Source organism: Citrobacter sp. wls708, from assembly GCF_005281255.1.
Lineage (GTDB): Bacteria > Pseudomonadota > Gammaproteobacteria > Enterobacterales > Enterobacteriaceae > Citrobacter > Citrobacter werkmanii.
This window is the reverse complement of sequence record NZ_SZXE01000015.1, coordinates 215662-233101: the sequence shown is the minus strand read 5'-3', so window position 1 is coordinate 233101 and position 17440 is coordinate 215662. Positions and strand designations below refer to the sequence as shown.

General features: G+C 50.0%; 24 protein-coding genes. 10 read left to right on the top strand and 14 right to left on the bottom strand.

Annotated features, from left to right (window positions below; genetic code table 11):
* Positions 1-74 precede the first annotated feature (74 nt).
* Positions 75-965, bottom strand: coding sequence for a LysR substrate-binding domain-containing protein (locus FDW97_RS06380; RefSeq protein ID WP_137350782.1), 891 nt, complete (start codon positions 963-965; stop codon positions 75-77).
* A gap of 219 nt (positions 966-1184) precedes the next feature.
* On the opposite strand from FDW97_RS06380, the gene FDW97_RS06375 reads away from it, so the two are divergent.
* The 4 genes from FDW97_RS06375 (at position 1185) to FDW97_RS06360 (ending at position 3202) form a co-directional block, all read left to right on the top strand.
* Positions 1185-1364 carry a hypothetical protein gene (locus FDW97_RS06375; RefSeq protein WP_137350781.1) on the top strand — a complete coding sequence of 60 codons (180 nt, stop codon included), beginning with the start codon at positions 1185-1187 and terminating at the stop codon, positions 1362-1364.
* A 17-nt stretch (positions 1365-1381) separates the two neighbouring features.
* A complete protein-coding gene (locus FDW97_RS06370) occupies positions 1382-2221 on the top strand; it encodes an MBL fold metallo-hydrolase (RefSeq protein WP_137350780.1) in 840 nt (279 codons plus the stop codon).
* A gap of 209 nt (positions 2222-2430) precedes the next feature.
* Complete coding sequence (locus tag FDW97_RS06365) at positions 2431-2790, top strand: hypothetical protein (protein WP_085047994.1); 360 nt, start codon at positions 2431-2433, stop codon at positions 2788-2790.
* 79 nt (positions 2791-2869) lie between these two features.
* Positions 2870-3202, top strand: coding sequence for an EmrE family multidrug efflux SMR transporter (locus FDW97_RS06360; protein WP_003839058.1), 333 nt, complete (start codon positions 2870-2872; stop codon positions 3200-3202).
* A gap of 105 nt (positions 3203-3307) precedes the next feature.
* On the opposite strand, the gene ompC is transcribed toward FDW97_RS06360, so the two are convergent.
* Positions 3308-4483, bottom strand: coding sequence for a porin OmpC (gene ompC / locus FDW97_RS06355; protein WP_137350779.1), 1176 nt, complete (start codon positions 4481-4483; stop codon positions 3308-3310).
* A 447-nt stretch (positions 4484-4930) separates the two neighbouring features.
* Here ompC and FDW97_RS06350 point away from each other — a divergent pair, with 447 nt between their 5' ends.
* The 3 genes from FDW97_RS06350 (at position 4931) to FDW97_RS06340 (ending at position 7578) form a co-directional block, all read left to right on the top strand.
* Positions 4931-5623 carry a phosphohydrolase gene (locus FDW97_RS06350; RefSeq protein WP_085047997.1) on the top strand — a complete coding sequence of 231 codons (693 nt, stop codon included), beginning with the start codon at positions 4931-4933 and terminating at the stop codon, positions 5621-5623.
* 76 nt (positions 5624-5699) lie between these two features.
* The gene (locus FDW97_RS06345) at positions 5700-7130 is read left to right on the top strand and encodes a DNA cytosine methyltransferase (protein ID WP_085047998.1); all 1431 of its coding nucleotides are present in this window, start codon (positions 5700-5702) and stop codon (positions 7128-7130) included.
* Positions 7111-7578, top strand: coding sequence for a very short patch repair endonuclease (locus FDW97_RS06340; protein ID WP_038641598.1), 468 nt, complete (start codon positions 7111-7113; stop codon positions 7576-7578). The genes FDW97_RS06345 and FDW97_RS06340 overlap by 20 nt, the downstream gene beginning before the upstream one ends.
* On the opposite strand, the gene yedA is transcribed toward FDW97_RS06340, so the two are convergent.
* Positions 7570-8490, bottom strand: coding sequence for a drug/metabolite exporter YedA (gene yedA, locus FDW97_RS06335; RefSeq protein WP_085048000.1), 921 nt, complete (start codon positions 8488-8490; stop codon positions 7570-7572). The genes FDW97_RS06340 and yedA overlap by 9 nt on opposite strands.
* A gap of 175 nt (positions 8491-8665) precedes the next feature.
* On the opposite strand from yedA, the gene FDW97_RS06330 reads away from it, so the two are divergent.
* Both FDW97_RS06330 and FDW97_RS06325 read left to right on the top strand, forming a co-directional pair.
* Positions 8666-9580, top strand: coding sequence for a DUF808 domain-containing protein (locus FDW97_RS06330; protein WP_170973669.1), 915 nt, complete (start codon positions 8666-8668; stop codon positions 9578-9580).
* A 77-nt stretch (positions 9581-9657) separates the two neighbouring features.
* Positions 9658-9840: a YodC family protein gene (locus tag FDW97_RS06325; RefSeq protein ID WP_038641592.1), complete on the top strand. Its 183-nt coding sequence runs from the start codon at positions 9658-9660 to the stop codon at positions 9838-9840.
* A 205-nt stretch (positions 9841-10045) separates the two neighbouring features.
* On the opposite strand, the gene yodD is transcribed toward FDW97_RS06325, so the two are convergent.
* The gene (gene yodD, locus FDW97_RS06320; protein WP_032939599.1) at positions 10046-10273 is read right to left on the bottom strand and encodes a YodD family peroxide/acid resistance protein; all 228 of its coding nucleotides are present in this window, start codon (positions 10271-10273) and stop codon (positions 10046-10048) included.
* A 163-nt stretch (positions 10274-10436) separates the two neighbouring features.
* Here yodD and dsrB point away from each other — a divergent pair, with 163 nt between their 5' ends.
* On the top strand, positions 10437-10625 hold the full coding sequence (gene dsrB, locus FDW97_RS06310) for a protein DsrB (protein ID WP_038641589.1): 189 nt from the start codon (positions 10437-10439) through the stop codon (positions 10623-10625).
* 54 nt (positions 10626-10679) lie between these two features.
* Here dsrB and rcsA read toward each other — a convergent pair whose 3' ends face one another.
* The 10 genes from rcsA to fliJ form a co-directional block, all read right to left on the bottom strand.
* Positions 10680-11303: a transcriptional regulator RcsA gene (gene rcsA / locus FDW97_RS06305; protein WP_038641587.1), complete on the bottom strand. Its 624-nt coding sequence runs from the start codon at positions 11301-11303 to the stop codon at positions 10680-10682.
* A gap of 287 nt (positions 11304-11590) precedes the next feature.
* Positions 11591-12376, bottom strand: a complete 786-nt coding sequence (gene fliR, locus FDW97_RS06300; RefSeq protein ID WP_137350778.1) for a flagellar biosynthetic protein FliR — start codon at positions 12374-12376, stop codon at positions 11591-11593.
* An 8-nt stretch (positions 12377-12384) separates the two neighbouring features.
* A complete protein-coding gene (gene fliQ / locus FDW97_RS06295; RefSeq protein ID WP_032939600.1) occupies positions 12385-12654 on the bottom strand; it encodes a flagellar biosynthesis protein FliQ in 270 nt (89 codons plus the stop codon).
* 9 nt (positions 12655-12663) lie between these two features.
* Positions 12664-13401, bottom strand: coding sequence for a flagellar type III secretion system pore protein FliP (fliP, locus tag FDW97_RS06290; RefSeq protein ID WP_038641584.1), 738 nt, complete (start codon positions 13399-13401; stop codon positions 12664-12666).
* The gene (gene fliO / locus FDW97_RS06285) at positions 13401-13778 is read right to left on the bottom strand and encodes a flagellar biosynthetic protein FliO (RefSeq protein WP_137350964.1); all 378 of its coding nucleotides are present in this window, start codon (positions 13776-13778) and stop codon (positions 13401-13403) included. Before fliO ends, fliP begins: the two co-directional genes overlap by 1 nt.
* Complete coding sequence (gene fliN, locus FDW97_RS06280) at positions 13778-14191, bottom strand: flagellar motor switch protein FliN (RefSeq protein WP_005127761.1); 414 nt, start codon at positions 14189-14191, stop codon at positions 13778-13780. The genes fliO and fliN overlap by 1 nt, the downstream gene beginning before the upstream one ends.
* The gene (fliM, locus tag FDW97_RS06275) at positions 14188-15192 is read right to left on the bottom strand and encodes a flagellar motor switch protein FliM (RefSeq protein ID WP_038641580.1); all 1005 of its coding nucleotides are present in this window, start codon (positions 15190-15192) and stop codon (positions 14188-14190) included. Before fliM ends, fliN begins: the two co-directional genes overlap by 4 nt.
* Before the next feature lie 4 nt (positions 15193-15196).
* Positions 15197-15664: a flagellar basal body-associated protein FliL gene (fliL, locus tag FDW97_RS06270; RefSeq protein ID WP_038641578.1), complete on the bottom strand. Its 468-nt coding sequence runs from the start codon at positions 15662-15664 to the stop codon at positions 15197-15199.
* Positions 15665-15768: 104 nt separating this feature from the next.
* Entirely contained in the window at positions 15769-16983 is a 1215-nt protein-coding gene (gene fliK, locus FDW97_RS06265; RefSeq protein WP_137350777.1) for a flagellar hook length control protein FliK, read from the bottom strand.
* Positions 16980-17423, bottom strand: coding sequence for a flagellar export protein FliJ (gene fliJ, locus FDW97_RS06260; protein WP_003030438.1), 444 nt, complete (start codon positions 17421-17423; stop codon positions 16980-16982). Before fliJ ends, fliK begins: the two co-directional genes overlap by 4 nt.
* Positions 17424-17440: the final 17 nt, after the last annotated feature.

The window sequence follows — 17440 nt, the reverse complement described above, 5'->3', positions numbered from 1 at the left end:
ATATTTCCAGTATGGTTTAACGTGAGCATGGATGCAACTGAGTTGAAGACCTGGACGTAATGTATCGTTCAGTATTATGTGATCGTATTCATTTCAGCAAGCAACCAGCATTTAAAGCTTTCCAGCGCAGCCTCGTTTATTCCCGTTTCCGTCGGTTGTACTAAACAAAACCTTTTGTTCAGCGTGTCTGAAGCTGGCCAGGGCGAAGCAAGCAGGCCACAGCTCAATTCATTTTCGACATACATGCGTGGTACCAATGCTACCCCTTGTCCCGCCATAACGGCAGCGATGGCCATTTCATGAAGATCGTAGCGTACTCCCTGAGCCGGATTCTCAAGAAATATCCCGCTTTCACGAGCATAGTGATGCCATGCTTCAGGGTTTTGTCGACGGTGTATCCGCGGCAGTTCGTTCAACTGTTGCATGACGTCATGACTGGTTAGCAGCCCAGGATGACAAACAGGCACCAGATTCTCCTGAAACAGAAATTGCGTGCGCATTCCTGCCCATGCGGAATGTTCAAAATGAATGACAGCGTCAAATCCACTTCCTGACAAAATGAAAGGATCCGTTCTGGCCGCAATATTTAACGTTATATCCGGGAATAAAGAGGTAAAACCGTTCAGGCGAGGAATAAGCCAACGGCTGGAAAAGGTTGGCAGGACGGCGATATCCAGACTCTTACTCCCCTCTGGCATGCCCATTATGTACTGCGTATCTCTTTCAAGCCTGTCGAGCGTTTCACGGACGTGATGTGCATAGCGCGCGCCGACAGGATTGAGCTTTACCCTGCTTCCCACACGATCGAACAATTTACAGTTCAGCAAAGCTTCAAGTCGCGCAATCTGACGGCTAATGGCCCCTTCCGTTAACGATAATTCCTCTGCAGCGCGGGCAAAATTACCGTGCCTTGCAGCGGCATCAAAAGCCTGAAGGGACGTACTACTGGGTATTTTTCTGCGCATGAAATTTGTTCCTTGCTCTGAGCCTGTAGCCTGCAATTAGTGACTAAACATCACTAACCCGTGACTTATTATCGATTTTAAGCCGTATAACTAGCTTGTAGCATGATGAAAAATCATTGAGCAACTGTTTTGCTTGCGTTTATGACTCATGTGGAGATGAACTGATGTGGTATACCGTGGAATGTACGTATAACGATTCTGAAAGCGAGGCAGAATGGAATGCCTAATCTGACCTTTTATCTTTCTAAAAACCACTCTAACAAGTTAAAAACCTTAACAATTTTATCCATAAATGCCGTGCCCTCTGCTCGAACGCAGGAGGTGATGGAAAACTTTATTCGTGAACTGCATTTCGCCATCCAACAGGCATCTGGCCTGACAACACATATTTGCCCGTAACTAATCCCGAGGTACTGATGAGCCATTTATTTCCGTTTCGGCAGATTGGAGATTTTCAGATTACGGCGCTGAGTGACGGTACAATGTCAGCCAGCCTGGATTTACTGTCAGGCATTGAAAAAGCTGATGCGGACGTCATTCAAAATGACGCCGGGCTCGATGAGCCTACCGATATCCATATAAACTGCTATCTTATCCGCGGTCGGGGTCGGGTCATTTTGGTCGACGCTGGCGCAGGGCCGCTGAGCAACAAAGGAGGGCAACTCAACGTAAACCTTGCAGCAGTGGGGATCAGTCCTGGCGAGGTCGATACTGTGTTATTGACGCACTGCCATCCGGACCATATTGGCGGTCTGCTGGATCCTGAAAAACGGCCAGTTTTTCAGCGCGCTCAAATTATGCTTCATCCTCTTGAAGCGCAACATTGGCTGGATGATAAAAAACTCAGCATGGCGAATGAGCGCGGGCAACGTAATTTTGGGCTGGTCCGCCAAACGTTACACGCTTATGCGCGAAACCTGCGTTTTTTCGACGGGGATAACATTGCAGAAGGTATTCTCCCAGTATGGTTACCGGGTCATACGCCCGGGCATACAGGATTTCGCATTGATGCAGATGATAAATGCTTATTAATATGGGGCGACATCGTCCACTACCCTCATATTCAGTCAGCGCACCCGAATGTCTCTATTTTATTCGATACCGATCCCGCTCAGGCCGAGGAAACAAGGAAGAAAATTATGGAAAAAGCTGTCAGCAAAAAAATGCTCATTGCAGGTATGCATTTAGGCCTGGCGGGGTTTGCCAGCATTTTCAGAGAGGGGAGTGGATACCGCCTTTCTTACTCTGAGAATTGAACGGATATGCCCGGCAGGCTTGTAATTGATTAACGCTGTTCAACGTCATTATTGTCCAGAGTGGACCGTCAGATTAGGTTTGGTTCTGCGCCGTGAGAGCGCCAGTTCAGGTCCCTCAATATTGCCACACCCAGCGTAGCTGTAAAAACAAACAGTGGAAATGATAATTATTTCTATTTATCATTATTTATTTGCGAGTGGATAACACTATGAATAACAAGCTGTTGGGTGTGGCCATTATTGCTGTTTTGTCGGCAGGTTTAGCTTTTAGTTCTCATGCAAGTGAAACAATAAGCAAAACTGGGGTAAGGACGTTGGTGGATGAAAATAACAAATTCAAAGTAGTATATGATATTGATGATAAAGGAAAAGTTATAAATATCAGATTTCCTGATGGCGTCGCTGATGCTGATACTAAGCAAAAACTTACCCGGGAAATGGAAAACTGGGTATTCGAATCTGGCAGTCCACAGACCGATGTCAGCTCTGTGGTGACTTTAACATCAACCCCAACGTCCGCGCATAGCAGACCTCGCGGCGCTTCAGACGGTCTTTTTGTACTAAGCTGAAGGCGTTTTGGCTGTGTTCAAACTCACCTGACCCTTTGTGATACGATAATTGTTTTAGATTGTCACATGGGGCCAGATTTTGAATTCATACATTTTCCTTGCCGGGGCCATTGTAGCTGAAGTAATAGGTACAACCCTGATGAAGTTCTCTGACGGATTTACACGTCTATGGCCATCTGTAGCAACCATTGTATGCTACTGCACTGCTTTTTATCTTCTCGCTCAGACGCTGTCGACCATTCCAACAGGTATTGCGTACGCAATTTGGTCAGGTGCTGGAATCGTATTAATCAGCCTTTTGGGCTGGTTGGTAAGTGGGCAGAAGCTTGATTTTCCGGCGATCGCAGGCATGTTCCTTATTTGTGCAGGGGTTCTGGTTATTAATATTTTTTCCAAATCTTCCCCGCATTAATTCTATTGAAAGCGTGTCGCATATCTGGCGCTATTAGCAGAGCTTATCCCCGTGCGGTGAAAAAAGCCCGCTTCATATGAAGTGGGCTTGCTGTTTGTATCTCAATCAGAACTGGTAGACTAAACCAACGGCAACGATGTCGTCAGTCGCGATACCATTGCTTTCATAGAAGCTATCGTCTTCATCCAGCAGGTTGATTTTGTAATCAACGTAGGTGGACATGTTTTTGTTGAAGTAGTAAGTCATACCTACATCAACATATTTGACCAGATCTTTGTCGGTGTAGCGTGGGGTGCCATTGCTATGGTGATCCCAGCCGCCTAAATCAACGCCTTTAGACTGCAGGAATGCAACGGACGGGCGCAAACCAAAGTCAAACTGGTATTGTGCAACAACTTCGAAGTTTTGCGTTTTGTTAGCAATACCGCCTTCAACTCCATCCCCTTTACCGTATGCGGTCATATTGCGTGTTTCAGCATACATGGCAGCCAGGTACACGTTATTCGCATCATATTTGGCACCCACGGTCCAGGCATCAGCTGTGTCACCACCAGCATAGCGGTTGGCATGGCTACTGTCGCCACGTCCAGCAGCAACCTGATTATTAGTACGGTCAGAGCTGGAGTATGCCGCACCGAGGCTTAAACCGAAGTCGAAGTCATAGGAGGTAGACATACCGAAACCGTCGCCATTTTCACGAGACAGTCTACGTCCATCACCATTACCAGTACCTTCGCCTGAACCACCATCTTCATTATTGCCCTGGTACTGCAGAGCGAAGTTCAGACCATCAACCTCACCGAAGAAACCTTTATTACGGTAGGTGGCAACGCCGTTGGTACGACCGGTCATATACACGTCGGTCTGGGTGTAGGTATCGCCGCCGAATTCCGGCAGCATATCGGTCCAGGCTTCTACGTCGTAGACAACGCCATAGTTACGACCGTAGTCAAAGGTACCGTTCTGACCAAAACCTAAGCCAGCGAAAGCCAGACGGGTCCATGAATCTGCACCTTCACCTTCTGTGCCGTTGGCCTGGACGTTATATTCCCACTGCCCATAACCAGTCAGTATGTCGTTGATCTGGGTTTCGCCTTTAAAGCCCACACGTACATAGGTCTGATCGCCGTCGCTACCCGCATCGTCAGAGAAATAATGCAGACCATCGACTTTGCCGTACAGATCCAGTTTATTGCCGTTCTTATTATAAATTTCAGCGGCATTCGCTGCGCCTGCAGCTAATAAAGCAGGGAGGAGAAGTGCCAGTACTTTTCTTTTCATTATGTATTCCCTTATGATAATAATTAATATGAATATGTAGTACTATCCGAAAGACTACATTTGGATACTATCTATGAAGTTCATTTAATTTAAAATATAACATGTAACAAATCTATTTAAGATATTTCATAATGTTTCTATGATGTCTTTTTATAAATTAATGTGTATGTGTTTAATAATAGCATTTATATGATAAATTTATTTTTATCAGTGGGTTATGTATTTCTTGTATTCATTGCTTTCGTGTATTTTATTTTTGGTGGTTATTTGTTATTTGTTATTTGATTACATATGATTATCTGTTGCTAGGGTGATCAAGAAACAATAAATTTTCTATGATTATATTAAACTGAGAGTAATAATATATTTATATAAATTGAAGCGCTGGCAGTGGTCTGTAATGAAAATTGTTGTTAAGGTGGTTTTCTTTCTGCAAAGAGAGACCGCATGGAACGACAAGATTGGCAGTCAAAATTTGAAGCCTGGCTACAGGATAACCATTCCGGGCAGGATGCTGCCCATGATATCTCTCATTTTCGTCGCGTGTGGAAGACCTCGCAAAAGCTAAGCACGGATGCGACCGTAAATTGGCTGGTGGTTCTTACAGCGTGCTACTTCCATGATCTTGTCAGCTTGCCGAAGAATCATCTGGATCGTCATCGCTCGTCGGTATTGGCGGCGCAGGAAACACGCCGCATTCTGAGGCGCGATTTCCCTGATTTTCCGCAACACTGTATACCTGCCGTATGTCATGCCATTGAGGCGCACAGTTTCAGCGCGAAGATCGCACCGGAAACTATTGAAGCTAAAATTGTGCAGGATGCCGACAGGCTTGAGGCGCTGGGAGCTATCGGTTTAGCGCGCGTATTTGCCGTGTCTGGTGCGTTAGGCGTGGCGCTGTTTGACGCGGAAGATCCATTCGCGCGGAAGCGTTGCCTTGACGATAAACAGTACGCGCTCGATCACTTTCAGACCAAATTATTGACGCTGCCGCTGACAATGCAAACTGAACAAGGCCGACATTTAGCGCAGCATAATGCTGACTTTTTACTGACGTATATGGCGAAGCTGAGTGCGGAGTTAAAAGGAGAGTATGCAATGCTGGATCTCGACGCGATTCAACCCTTTAAAGCACGTTAGTCGCCAGTACAGCCGCAACGTCAACCGCGCTATTTTATGTTAATCTGTCGGTTATCCATTTCGGCCGGTTAAATGTATGCAGGATAATTTTTCAGTAGCAGGCTCCATGAACCCAATGACAGATGATAACAAGGCCGCCGCACAGGTAATTTTGGCTAAGTTGCTTGAAATTTATGACGTGAAAACCCTGGTTGCTCATCTGAATGGTGTTGGTGAGAACCGCTGGAGTCCGGCCATCTTTAAGCGAGTAGTGGCGAACGAAACATGGTATCGCCTCAGCGACAATGAGCTTGCTCATCTGAATTCCTTGCTGCCGACGCCACCTGCGCATCATCCGCACTATGCCTTTCGATTTATCGATCTGTTTGCCGGCATCGGCGGAATTCGTCGCGGCTTTGAGGCGATTGGCGGGCAGTGCGTGTTTACCAGCGAATGGAACAAGCATGCGGTGCGCACCTACAAAGCGAATAATTATTGCGATCCGCTCCAGCATCACTTTAATGAAGATATTCGCGATGTCACGCTGAGTCATCATGATGGAGTAAGCGACCAGCAGGCGGCGGAACATATTCGCCAACATATTCCTGAACATGACGTACTGCTGGCAGGATTTCCTTGTCAGCCTTTCTCCCTGGCTGGGGTATCAAAGAAAAATGCGTTAGGGCGGGCCCACGGCTTTGCCTGTGATACACAAGGCACACTCTTTTTTGATGTGGTGCGCATTATCGATGCGCGTCGACCAGCAATATTTGTGCTCGAAAACGTTAAAAATCTGAAAAGTCACGACCAGGGTAAAACGTTTCGCATCATTATGCAGACGCTGGATGAGCTGGGTTATGACGTCGCGGATGCGGCAGATAATGGACCTGACGATCCGAAAATAATCGATGGACAACATTTTTTACCTCAGCATCGCGAACGTATTGTGCTCGTCGGATTTCGACGCGATCTGAATCTGAAATCAGACTTCACGCTGCGCAATATTGTCACTCGCTATCCGCCGCGACGTACTACGCTGGCGGAGCTGCTTGAGCCGACCGTCGATGCGAAATATGTGCTGACGCCGGTGTTGTGGAAATATTTATACCGCTATGCGAAAAAGCACCAGGCGCGGGGGAATGGGTTTGGTTATGGCATGGTGTATCCTGGTAATCCCGATAGCGTAACGCGCACATTATCCGCACGCTATTATAAAGACGGCGCCGAGATCCTTGTCGATCGCGGCTGGGATATGGCGCTGGGGGAAAAGGATTTTGACGATCCATTGAACCAGCAGCACCGTCCGCGCCGGCTTACACCACGGGAGTGCGCGCGCCTGATGGGGTTTGAATCACCGCAGGGCTATCAGTTCAGGATCCCGGTGTCGGATACTCAGGCTTATCGCCAGTTTGGTAATTCGGTGGTCGTTCCGGCATTCGCGGCGGTTGCCAGACTGCTGGAGCCGAAAATCAAACAGGCGGTTGCTATTCGCGAAAAAGAGAACCTGCATGGCAGACGTTCACGATAAAGCAACGCGCAGTAAAAATATGCGGGCGATCGCCACCCGTGATACCGCCATTGAAAAACGCCTTGCCAGCGTACTGACAGAGCAGGGCGTAACGTTTCGCGTGCAGGATGCGACGTTACCTGGTCGCCCCGATTTTGTAGTGGATGATTACCGTTGTGTGATCTTTACCCATGGCTGTTTCTGGCATCATCACAACTGCTACTTGTTTAAAGTCCCTGCCACGCGAACGGAATTCTGGCTGGAAAAAATAGGGAAAAATGTCCAGCGTGACGCGCGGGATTGTGAAAAATTGCAGACTCTGGGCTGGCGTGTACTGATTGTCTGGGAGTGCGCCCTGCGCGGGCGCGAAAAACTCGGCGATGAGGCGTTATCTGAGCGTGTCATCGAGTGGATCTGCGGCGGTGGTGCCACCGCGCAGATCGACACTCAGGGTATTCACTTACTGTAGTGTCTTTTCCGACGGGGTAGCAACGACATCCGCTTTCATAGGGAATAAGTATTTACCGAGGGTAACCAATACCACCGCAAATACGATCACGCCGAGCGCCAGCCATTCGATGAGCGCCAGACTCTCTCCTCCCAGACCGGTACCTAACAGTACGGCGACAACCGGATTAACGTAGGCATAGCTGGTGGCTAACGCCGGACTGACGTTGCGAATCAGGTACATATACGCGTTAATGGCAATAATAGAGCCAAACAGGGCCAGGTACGCCACCGCCATAAAGCCTGAAAATGTCGGCATAGTGGTCAGTTTTTCCCCGGAGAGCAACGAGGCGCACATCAGCACAACCCCGGCGGCTAACATTTCAATGGCCCCAGCCATCATGCCAACGGGTAACGTTATGCGTGAGCCGTACACCGAGCCAAACGCCCAACTTATCGAACCGATCAGGATTAATACAGCGCCCCAAGGATTACCACTTAAATTACCGCCGCTGTTCAGCATGATAATTCCAGCCAACCCAATGGCGATTCCCACCCATTCCAGTTTGCGCGTTTTGATACCAAAAAAGTGGCTAAAGCACAGCGTAAACAGCGGAACGGTAGCAACCACCACCGCGGCGATACCGGAAGGCACATTTTGATGTTCTGCGACGGTGACCAGCCCATTACCCACAGCCAGCAGCAGGACGCCAATTAACGCGGCGTTCAGGAGCTGGCGCAGAGGCGGCAGCTTATGCCCGCGAATCAGTAAGAATGCGGTTAACAAAATGCCCGCAGAGAGAAAACGCACGCCAGCCATCATCAACGGCGGCCAGCTTTCCACGCCAATGCGAATAACGAAGTAGGTGGAACCCCAAATGATATACAGCGCGAAGAGCGCACTGAAAAGTGGTAACAATTGCCTGAAACGCATAATCCCTCACGGTGGAAATAAAAAGGTGCAACATAGTAAACGTCAAAACTATCGTGCTGGCGAGATTTATAATTGCATGCCATTGTTAAATATTTGTTGACCAGAAAGGCCAGTTTCCGCATGGCGTGTTTTACTTCATACTTAATACGGCAAAAAAATAATATTGAGGGTTAACATTTTGGCAGGAAGTAGCTTACTGACCTTACTCGATGATATCGCTACCTTACTCGACGATATCTCGGTCATGGGAAAACTGGCCGCGAAAAAAACCGCGGGTGTCTTGGGAGATGACTTATCGCTCAATGCGCAACAGGTGTCGGGCGTGCGGGCGAACCGCGAACTCCCGGTGGTCTGGAGCGTGGCTAAAGGGTCGTTTGTTAACAAAGTTATTCTTGTACCGCTGGCGCTATTGATTAGCGCCTTTATACCCTGGGCGATCACCCCCTTATTAATGGTAGGCGGGGCGTTTCTCTGTTTTGAAGGGGTGGAAAAAGTGCTTCACACCCTGGAAGCTCGTAAACACAAAGAGACCCCGGAAGAGCGCCAGCAGCGTCTGGCATCTCTGGCGGCGCAGGACCCACTGACCTTCGAGAAAGATAAAATCAAAGGTGCGATACGTACCGATTTCATTTTATCCGCTGAGATTGTCGCCATCACCCTCGGTATTGTGGCGGATGCGCCGTTGTTGAATCAGGTGCTGGTGTTATCAGGTATCGCCTTAGTGGTGACCGTGGGCGTGTATGGCCTGGTAGGGATTATCGTTAAGCTGGATGATATCGGCTACTGGCTGGCAGAAAAGCGCAGCCTGCTTGCCCAATCGCTGGGGAAAGGACTACTGGTTGTTGCCCCCTGGCTGATGAAAACACTTTCAGTGGTGGGCACGCTGGCGATGTTTTTAGTAGGGGGTGGGATTGTTGTACATGGAATATCACCGCTGCATCATGCGATAGAACATTTTGCCCAGCAGCAAAGCGCATTGATTGGGCTTATGCTTCCGACCCTGCTTAATCTGGTGCTCGGCTTTATCATTGGTGGAATAGTCGTTCTGCTGGTGAAAACCGTTGCCAGACTGCGCGGAGTTTCGCACTAATTGTCGCCGGATTAATTACGCAAAAAGCCTTTTTGTCGTCTAAGGTGTAAAGGTTTCTCTTGATACAGGAGGCAGGTATGGTCTTTTCTGTCAGTGAGGAAGTCACTTCGAAAGAGGGTGGCCCACGCATGATCGTTACCGGGTATGCCAGCGGAATGGTGGAGTGTCGCTGGTACGACGGCTTTGGCGTTAAACGGGAAGCATTCCGTGAAGATGAACTGGTGCCCGGCGAGCAAAGATCGCTCTGCCAGGACACCTGATATTGGGCCTGGCCGTAACCCGGATAACTCTCAACCATTAGTTATATTTATCATTTTGGTGAGAATTATTTTCTTGTCAGGCAAAAAAATTGCAGATAAGGTTTGTTTTACATCAGATTTCCTGGTGTAACGAATTTTCAAGTGCTTCTTGCATAAGCAAGCTTGATCCCGGCCCGATGAGGGCCGGGATTTTTTTCACCCTCAGTCAGCGATTGATTTCCGACACGCTAAAATCATGGATATCAAGCTCGAACGCATCGGCCAGTTCATGCCATGTATGGTAATCACGCCCGTCGATGCTGACGCGTTCAGGATCGTCCTGACTGCGATGAATTTCACTCTCGCAGATTTCGTTGATTGCCTTCAGCAGCGCGTCTACATCGACGCTGACTTCGCGTTTGGCCGTATCGCTGTACTCTTTCGCGGTTTTCATCCTCATACCTCTCAACCGTTAAGGATACCGGGGGAGCGCATCAAAACCTCAGATGCGCACCACTTAAGTATAGACCGTCGAGAAAACCCGCAATCGCATGCGCCGGACGCTGCCACAAAAAGGAATTTGTTCTACACTGGCACAAAGCCACAGGAGGAAAACGATGAAGGTGAATGATCGGGTCACAGTCAAAACGGACGGCGGTCCACGTCGGCCGGGCGTGGTACTGGCAATCGAAGAGTTTAGTGAAGGCACCATGTACCTGGTTTCGCTGGAAGACTACCCGCTCGGTATCTGGTTCTTTAATGAATCAGGTCATCAGGACGGTATCTTTGTGGAAAAAATAGAGTGAGGTGAGTTCTTCTGCATGATTCTGACTGGTGGTTCCGCCACCAGTCAGAACGTTTTAGCGCATATTCACAAAGATACCATTGGTGACGTTATCCGTGAGTCGAACCACGTGATAGATAACTTGCTTATTATGCGTCTTAATCTTTCGTTTTATATTTCCCTTATGGGATGAGACGGTCTTGGCCTTGATATTCATTTGATCTGATATCTGTATTGTTCCCTGTCCCTCCATCCACATGCGTAGCATGCTGGATTCGGTACGGCTTAATGACAATGTCGGCAGATTAACATCGATAGCAATATTGACTTCCTTTTTCAGAATATCGCCAAGAAGTTCATCCAGTGAATCAGGCTTAATTGATTTAGAACTGATCAATAAATTTTTTCTGACTAAAAGATACTCATCAAAATGCACATTGGCAATTGCCATAAATACAATAAATAATGTACTGGGATGCTGATTAATGATTTGCTTGATTTGCTGACTGTCAGCAGGATCGTGGATAAAACAGTCCTCATTAATAAACACCACAGCGGGTTGCAGAGAAACACAGGCGAGACTGAGTTCACCAACGCTGGAAATATTGTTGATTTCCCTTTTTTTCACCCCCCGACTGACCAGATATCCGGTCAACCCTAGCCGGGTGTAACTGCATAAATCCATAATAATCGTTGACATGGCATACCCTCACTCAATGCGTAACGATAATTCCCCTTACCTGATTATTGCATCACAACTAAACGGAATAATAACGACCCAAGATGACGCTTTCGCTGTTTTCAGGCGAATTTACTATCCCGTAAAGTTGCGTATAATTTGCCAGGAAACATCTTAAAGTAAAGTAAATGTTGCGTTATGTGAGTGAGGCAAAAACAAATAAACCGCGACAGCGATATCCTGGTGGATGTTGTCGGTTTTTAAATTTAGGACAATCCTTAGTAAAACAGGATAAAAATTAAGGGTTATTATTTTCCGGGCATTTCGCTGACGATATCGGCCAACAAATTAAAAATTTCGCTGAACAAGCGCTCGCAGAATGGCGCAATTAATGGCATCAGCGCCGCCATTAATGAAATACCCACGGTCAGGGTGAGAGGAAAACCAATGACAAAAATCGACAGCTGTGGCGCCATGCGATTTAACAAGCCAAGCGCAAGGTTCAGCGTCAGCAGCAGCGTCATAACCGGTAGGGCCAGCATCAGCCCGTTGAGGAAAATCAGGCTACCCGCCCGCGCCAGCGCGAGAAATGCATTGCTGTTAACCGGATTGCCGCCAATGGGCAAGGTATGAAACGTATCCACCAACAGCGAAATCAGCCACAGATGGCCATTAACGGTGAGGAATAACAGCATGGCGAGCATGTCGATCAGTCGTGCCAGGACCGGCATATTCAGGCGGCTACCGGGGTCAAAGAATGTCGCAAAGGAAAGCCCCATTTGCAGGCCAATCAGTTCCCCGGCGGTACGAACGGCGGCAAACGCAAACTGCATGGTGAAGCCTAAGGCGATACCGATCAGAATTTGTTGCATGGCCTGCCACAACGCGCCGATGGAAAAGATGGGGACGTCTGCTGGGGGAATAGATGGGGCGATAACAATGGTTATCATCAATCCCAGCCCCAGCTTTACCCGTTTGGGGATAGCGCGTTCGCTGAGAATGGGCGCTGTGGAGATGAGCGCCAGGATGCGCAGCAACGGCCAGAAGTAAAGATTCAGCCACTGCATCCACTCAACGCTGGTCACCTGCAACATAACGTTGTCTACCCGATGATATACGGTAAATTGCTGAACAGCGTACGCACGTAGTCGAGCAACAGGTTAAGCATCCACGGGCCGGCAACAATGATGGCAATAAAAACCGCAACAATTTTGGGAATGAAGGACAGCGTCATTTCGTTAATCTGGGTCGCCGCCTGCAAAATGCTGATGATAAGACCTGTGACGAGGGCCACCAACAGCAAAGGCGCTGCAAGGGCCAGAGCGACTTTCATCGCTTCTGTCCCCATCATCATGACCGATTCAGGTGTCATTTCGCGCCTCTAACTGTAAAAGCTTTGTGCCAGCGAGCCGACAAGCAATTGCCAACCGTCCACCAACACGAACAGCATCAGCTTAAACGGTAACGCGATCGTGGCGGGCGGCACCATCATCATCCCGAGCGCCATCAGCACGCTGGCGATGACCAGATCGATAATCAGAAAGGGGATAAAAATGGTAAAGCCTATCTGGAATGCGGTTTTCAGCTCACTGGTGACATAAGCCGGAAGCAAAATTCGCATCGGTACCGCTTCTGGTCCCTGTAAGGGACCGCTGTTTGCCAGACGGGCGAACAGCGCCAGATCGGCTTCACGGGTTTGGCGCAGCATAAACTCGCGTAACGGTTGGGCGCCTTTCTCCATGGCTTCCTGCATGGAGATCTTCTCTTCGCTGAACGGCTGATAGGCGTCAACGTAGATTTTATCGATCACTGGCGACATGATGAAAAAGGTTAAAAATAGCGCCAGCCCCAGCAGTACCTGATTAGGGGGCGCAGACGGCGTTCCCAATGCATTTCGCAACAAACCGAAAACGATGATGATGCGGGTGAAGCTGGTCATCATCAATAAAATGGCAGGCAGGAAGGTCAGCGAGGTGATAAACACCAGCGTCTGTACAGGCAATGACCAGCTTTGTCCGCCGCCTGGCAGCGGTTGACTCACCAGGCCCGGGAGCTGGGCGAGGGCGACTGGACTGAAAAGCCATAAGCCTGCCAGCGTGATGGAAAACAAACGGCGCATCAGGATCTCCCGGGACGCTTGAGCAAACTCTTCATCATGGCCTGGAAATCCGCAGGGGAGGCCGGTTTTTCTTCTGCATCGGCAGGTGCCGGGGGCAGGGTGTGCAATAGGTTAATTTGCGAGGCCGTGACGCCCAGCACCAGGCGCGCATCTTCAACCTCAACAATCACCACGCGCTCACGTGGGCCCAGTGAGGTACTTGCCGCAACCTTCAGCCCTCGCGTACCGTTGCTTTTGGGGGCAAAGCCCAGGCGTTTAATGACCCAGGCTGCCGCCAGGATCAACACAATGATCCCCAGCAGCGCGCCGCTTACCTGCACCAGCGGTGAGCCGGGGACGGCGGCTGGCTGAGAAACTGTCGCCTGGGTGTTCATGATCAACGGCTCAGACGGCGCATGCGTTCTGATGGGGTGATAATGTCGGTGATACGCACGCCGTATTTATCCGCGACCACCACCACTTCACCCTGGGCGATCAGATAACCGTTGATCAGGATATCCAGCGGTTCGCCCGCCAGACCATCCAGCGCGACAACGGAACCTTGCGTCAGACGCAGCAGCTCTTTGATGGTCATGCGCGTACGGCCCAGTTCAACGGTCAGTTTGACCGGAATGTCCATGATCAGGTCGATGTCCTGCAAAGCGCCGCTAACGTCGCCGCCGCCTAACTGCTGGAATACCGCATCGGCCGCGCTTTTGGTGGTCGTGGTTTTTTGTTCGTTTAACGCGTCAGCCCACAGATCGTCCAATGCGCCAGTGTTCTCATCGGACGGATTATTCATATCACTCATTTGGGCTGTTCCTCATTCAGCGAATTCAAAATCGGGTTTATCAGATGTTCTACGCGTAACGCATACTGACCGTTCACGGTGCCATACTGGCTGGTCAGTACAGGCACGCCGTCCACATGAGCAATAATGCGGTCGGGTTTTTCAATCGGCAGTACATCGCCGGGTTTCAGCTTTAAAATCTGGGACAGCCGCAGCGGAATGTCGGCAAAGTTTGCCACCAGCTCCAGCTCAGAATGCTGAACCTGACGCACCAGATTATTGCGCCAGTTCTGATCTTCATTACGTGAGTTTTCCAGCGGTGGATTCACCAGCAGCTCGCGCAATGGTTCAATCATGCTGAATGGCAGACAGATGTTAAATTCACCGGTCAGATTGCCAATTTCAACGTGGAACGGGGTGTTCACTACGATGTCGTTAGGCGAGGTGGTGATGTTGGTAAATTTCACCTGCATCTCGGAACGAACGTATTCCACTTCCAGCGGATTGATGGCCTTCCACGCGTCGCTGTAGCTTTCCAGCGCCAGCTTCAGCATGCGGTTGATAACGCGCTGTTCAGTATGCGTAAATTCGCGACCTTCCACTTTCGTCGGAAAGCGCCCATCGCCGCCGAACAGGTTATCAACGGCGATAAATACCAGACTTGGTGAGAACACCACCAGACCCGTACCGCGCAGCGGCTTGAGGTGGATTAAGTTCAGGTTGGTCGGCACCGGTAAGTTACGCGCAAATTCGTGATACGGCTGGATACGAATCGCCCCCACGGTAATATCCGGGCTACGGCGCAACAGGTTAAATAATCCCATACGGAACTGGCGCGCGAAGCGTTCGTTAATGATCTCCAGCGCCTGTAAACGCTCACGCACCACGCGGCGTTGGGTGTTGGGATCATAAGGTCGAATATCGCTCTCTTTTGCGATACCGGTAATGGGTTCGTCTTTGGTTTCGCTATCGCCATTCAGCAATGCGTCGATTTCAGCCTGAGAAAGAATACTGTCGCCCATGTCTTTACCGCAGAATAAAAGCTGTATAAAGAACGTCGGTGACAACCTGTTTTGGCTGCCCGACAACGAGCGGAGTCGCGAGCGTCTCTTTGATGGCGGTAATCAGCTGTTGTTTACCTTCCTCGGTGGCGAGCGTAGCCGCATTTTGACGAGAAAACAGCAGCAGCAAGCGGCTGCGTACTTCCGGCAAATATTCATTCAGACGCGCACGTGTCGCTTCGTCTTTCATGCGCAACGTGATACCGATATACAGCACACGGTCCGCATCACCCAGATTGACGGTAAAGGTATCCAGCGCAAAGAACACCGGCGCAGGCGGTGGAGCCGGTTCCGCTTTGACGCTGGCGGACGGCTGCTGCTGCATGCGCCAGTAGCTATACCCCGCAGTTGCGCAGGCGGCGAGGGTAATTAATACCAGCAGAGGGATCCAAATAGCGCGTTTACTTTTTTTGTTAATCGCGGAGTCAGTCATCAGATACGGGCTTCCTGTTTCGGTACAGCTTATGGGCTGATTATCCCGTGTCCTGTCCACGACAAAGCGTGGAAAAGACGCGGATAATCATGCTACCTCTGGCGTTAGGCGAAGATGTCTACTGCTCCATCACCGCGGGCAGCGGCTTGCAGCGAGGCTGGCGTTGCCAGGATGGCGTCATCTTCAGCGGCAAAAATATCTTGTCCCTGAGCGCGACCAGCCTGTTGTTGCTGTCCGGAAGACTGCTGCTGTCCGGCAAAGCTCTCACTGCTAATGTTGCTTTGTCCCAACTGGATCCCACTGTCAGCCAACTGCGTACGCAGCATCGGTAACGCGGCTTCCAGCGCGGCGCGCACGTGACTGTGTGGTGATACCATTTGCAACTGTGCGAGGTTGTCATCCAGCTTAATGGAAATGTGCACCTGACCCAGATCCTGCGGATGCAGGCGCAGCTCTGCGCTCTGCTGGCCCTGACGCGTGAATAGTGTGACGTGCTGACTCAGTGATTGCTGCCATTCCTGACTACCCAACGGAGCGCTTAGCACCGGCGCGGCGGTAGGTAACGGCTGAGCATGTGTCTGTGGGCCACTTAACGGAGCCGCCGTCACGCCAATGCTGGTCGGCGAAGGGGCGCTATCAATTTCCGCTCTGGTCGCCGCCGCTACCGTCAGTGGGGTTAGCGTCGGATTGTTTGTCTGATCCAGGCTGCTGCCAGGAGAGGCAATGTCCGTTTTGCCTTTTTTGGCGTCACTGGGCAGCAGTTCGACCGCGTTATCGGTGATAGCGCCATGTGCCGTGTCTCGTGACAACGCCGAAAGCGAGGCATCAACGGGGGCAGGGGTGTTGTCGACGGCAGGTGTCGCCATCGGTTGTCCCGGTAGCATGGCGAACAGCGCGCTCAGGTTAGCGAGATCGTCATCGCTGAGCGTGGTGTTTTTTTCATCCTGCTGAACCGTTTTGCCCAGTGTCGTCAGGGCATTCACTTTCAGCGACGGCGTCAGCGCTGACAACAGTTGCTGAGCATCAGTCATGTCGGCAAGAGAAGCATCGGTTTGCATCTCTTTTTGCGCCAGAAGATCGGTTAACTTGACCGACTGTGTGACATCGCCATTTTTTTGCAGCAACCCTTTTTGCAGTTTACTGCCCGCCGCCTGTAAATCGGCAAGCGTCAATGGCGCGCCTTTACCCTGCGCGTCGCCCGCACCTAATGCGCCAGCCAGCAGCGCTAAAAAATCCTCGGGTGAATCTACCGCTTTGCCTGACTGAAGACCTGCGGCTACGTCGGTGTCGGTGGTAATCAGTTGGGGTAAAGTAATCATTCGGGTTTCCTCATAGCTGCACGCTGAGCAAATTCATCCATTTTTTTCTGATCCAGACGGTTTTCGGCCAGTAACGCCGCCGAGGTTTGTCTGTCCTGCAGAGTCTGCCACGCCTGCAACCGTTGTTTTTTATCGCGCCAACTGTTCAGCGCCTGGTCCACTTTCTGCGTCCATTGATTGAGCTGCTGGCGATGTTGCTCAATCGCTTTTTCCAGGGTCTGAATAAACTGCTGATAGTTAATCCAGCGATTACTGGTAATACCCTGACCCATATCGTTATTCAGATTGTTACGGTACTCATGCTGATAATCGATCAGCATTTTCAACTGTTCTTCCGCCTGCTGACAGCCACGACGCATCTCTCCCAATAAGACAGCAGCGTCATCTACCTCTTTTTCAGCCAGGTCTTTCAGCGTTGCTAATGCACCATGTTGTGCCATGACCTATGCTCTCCTGC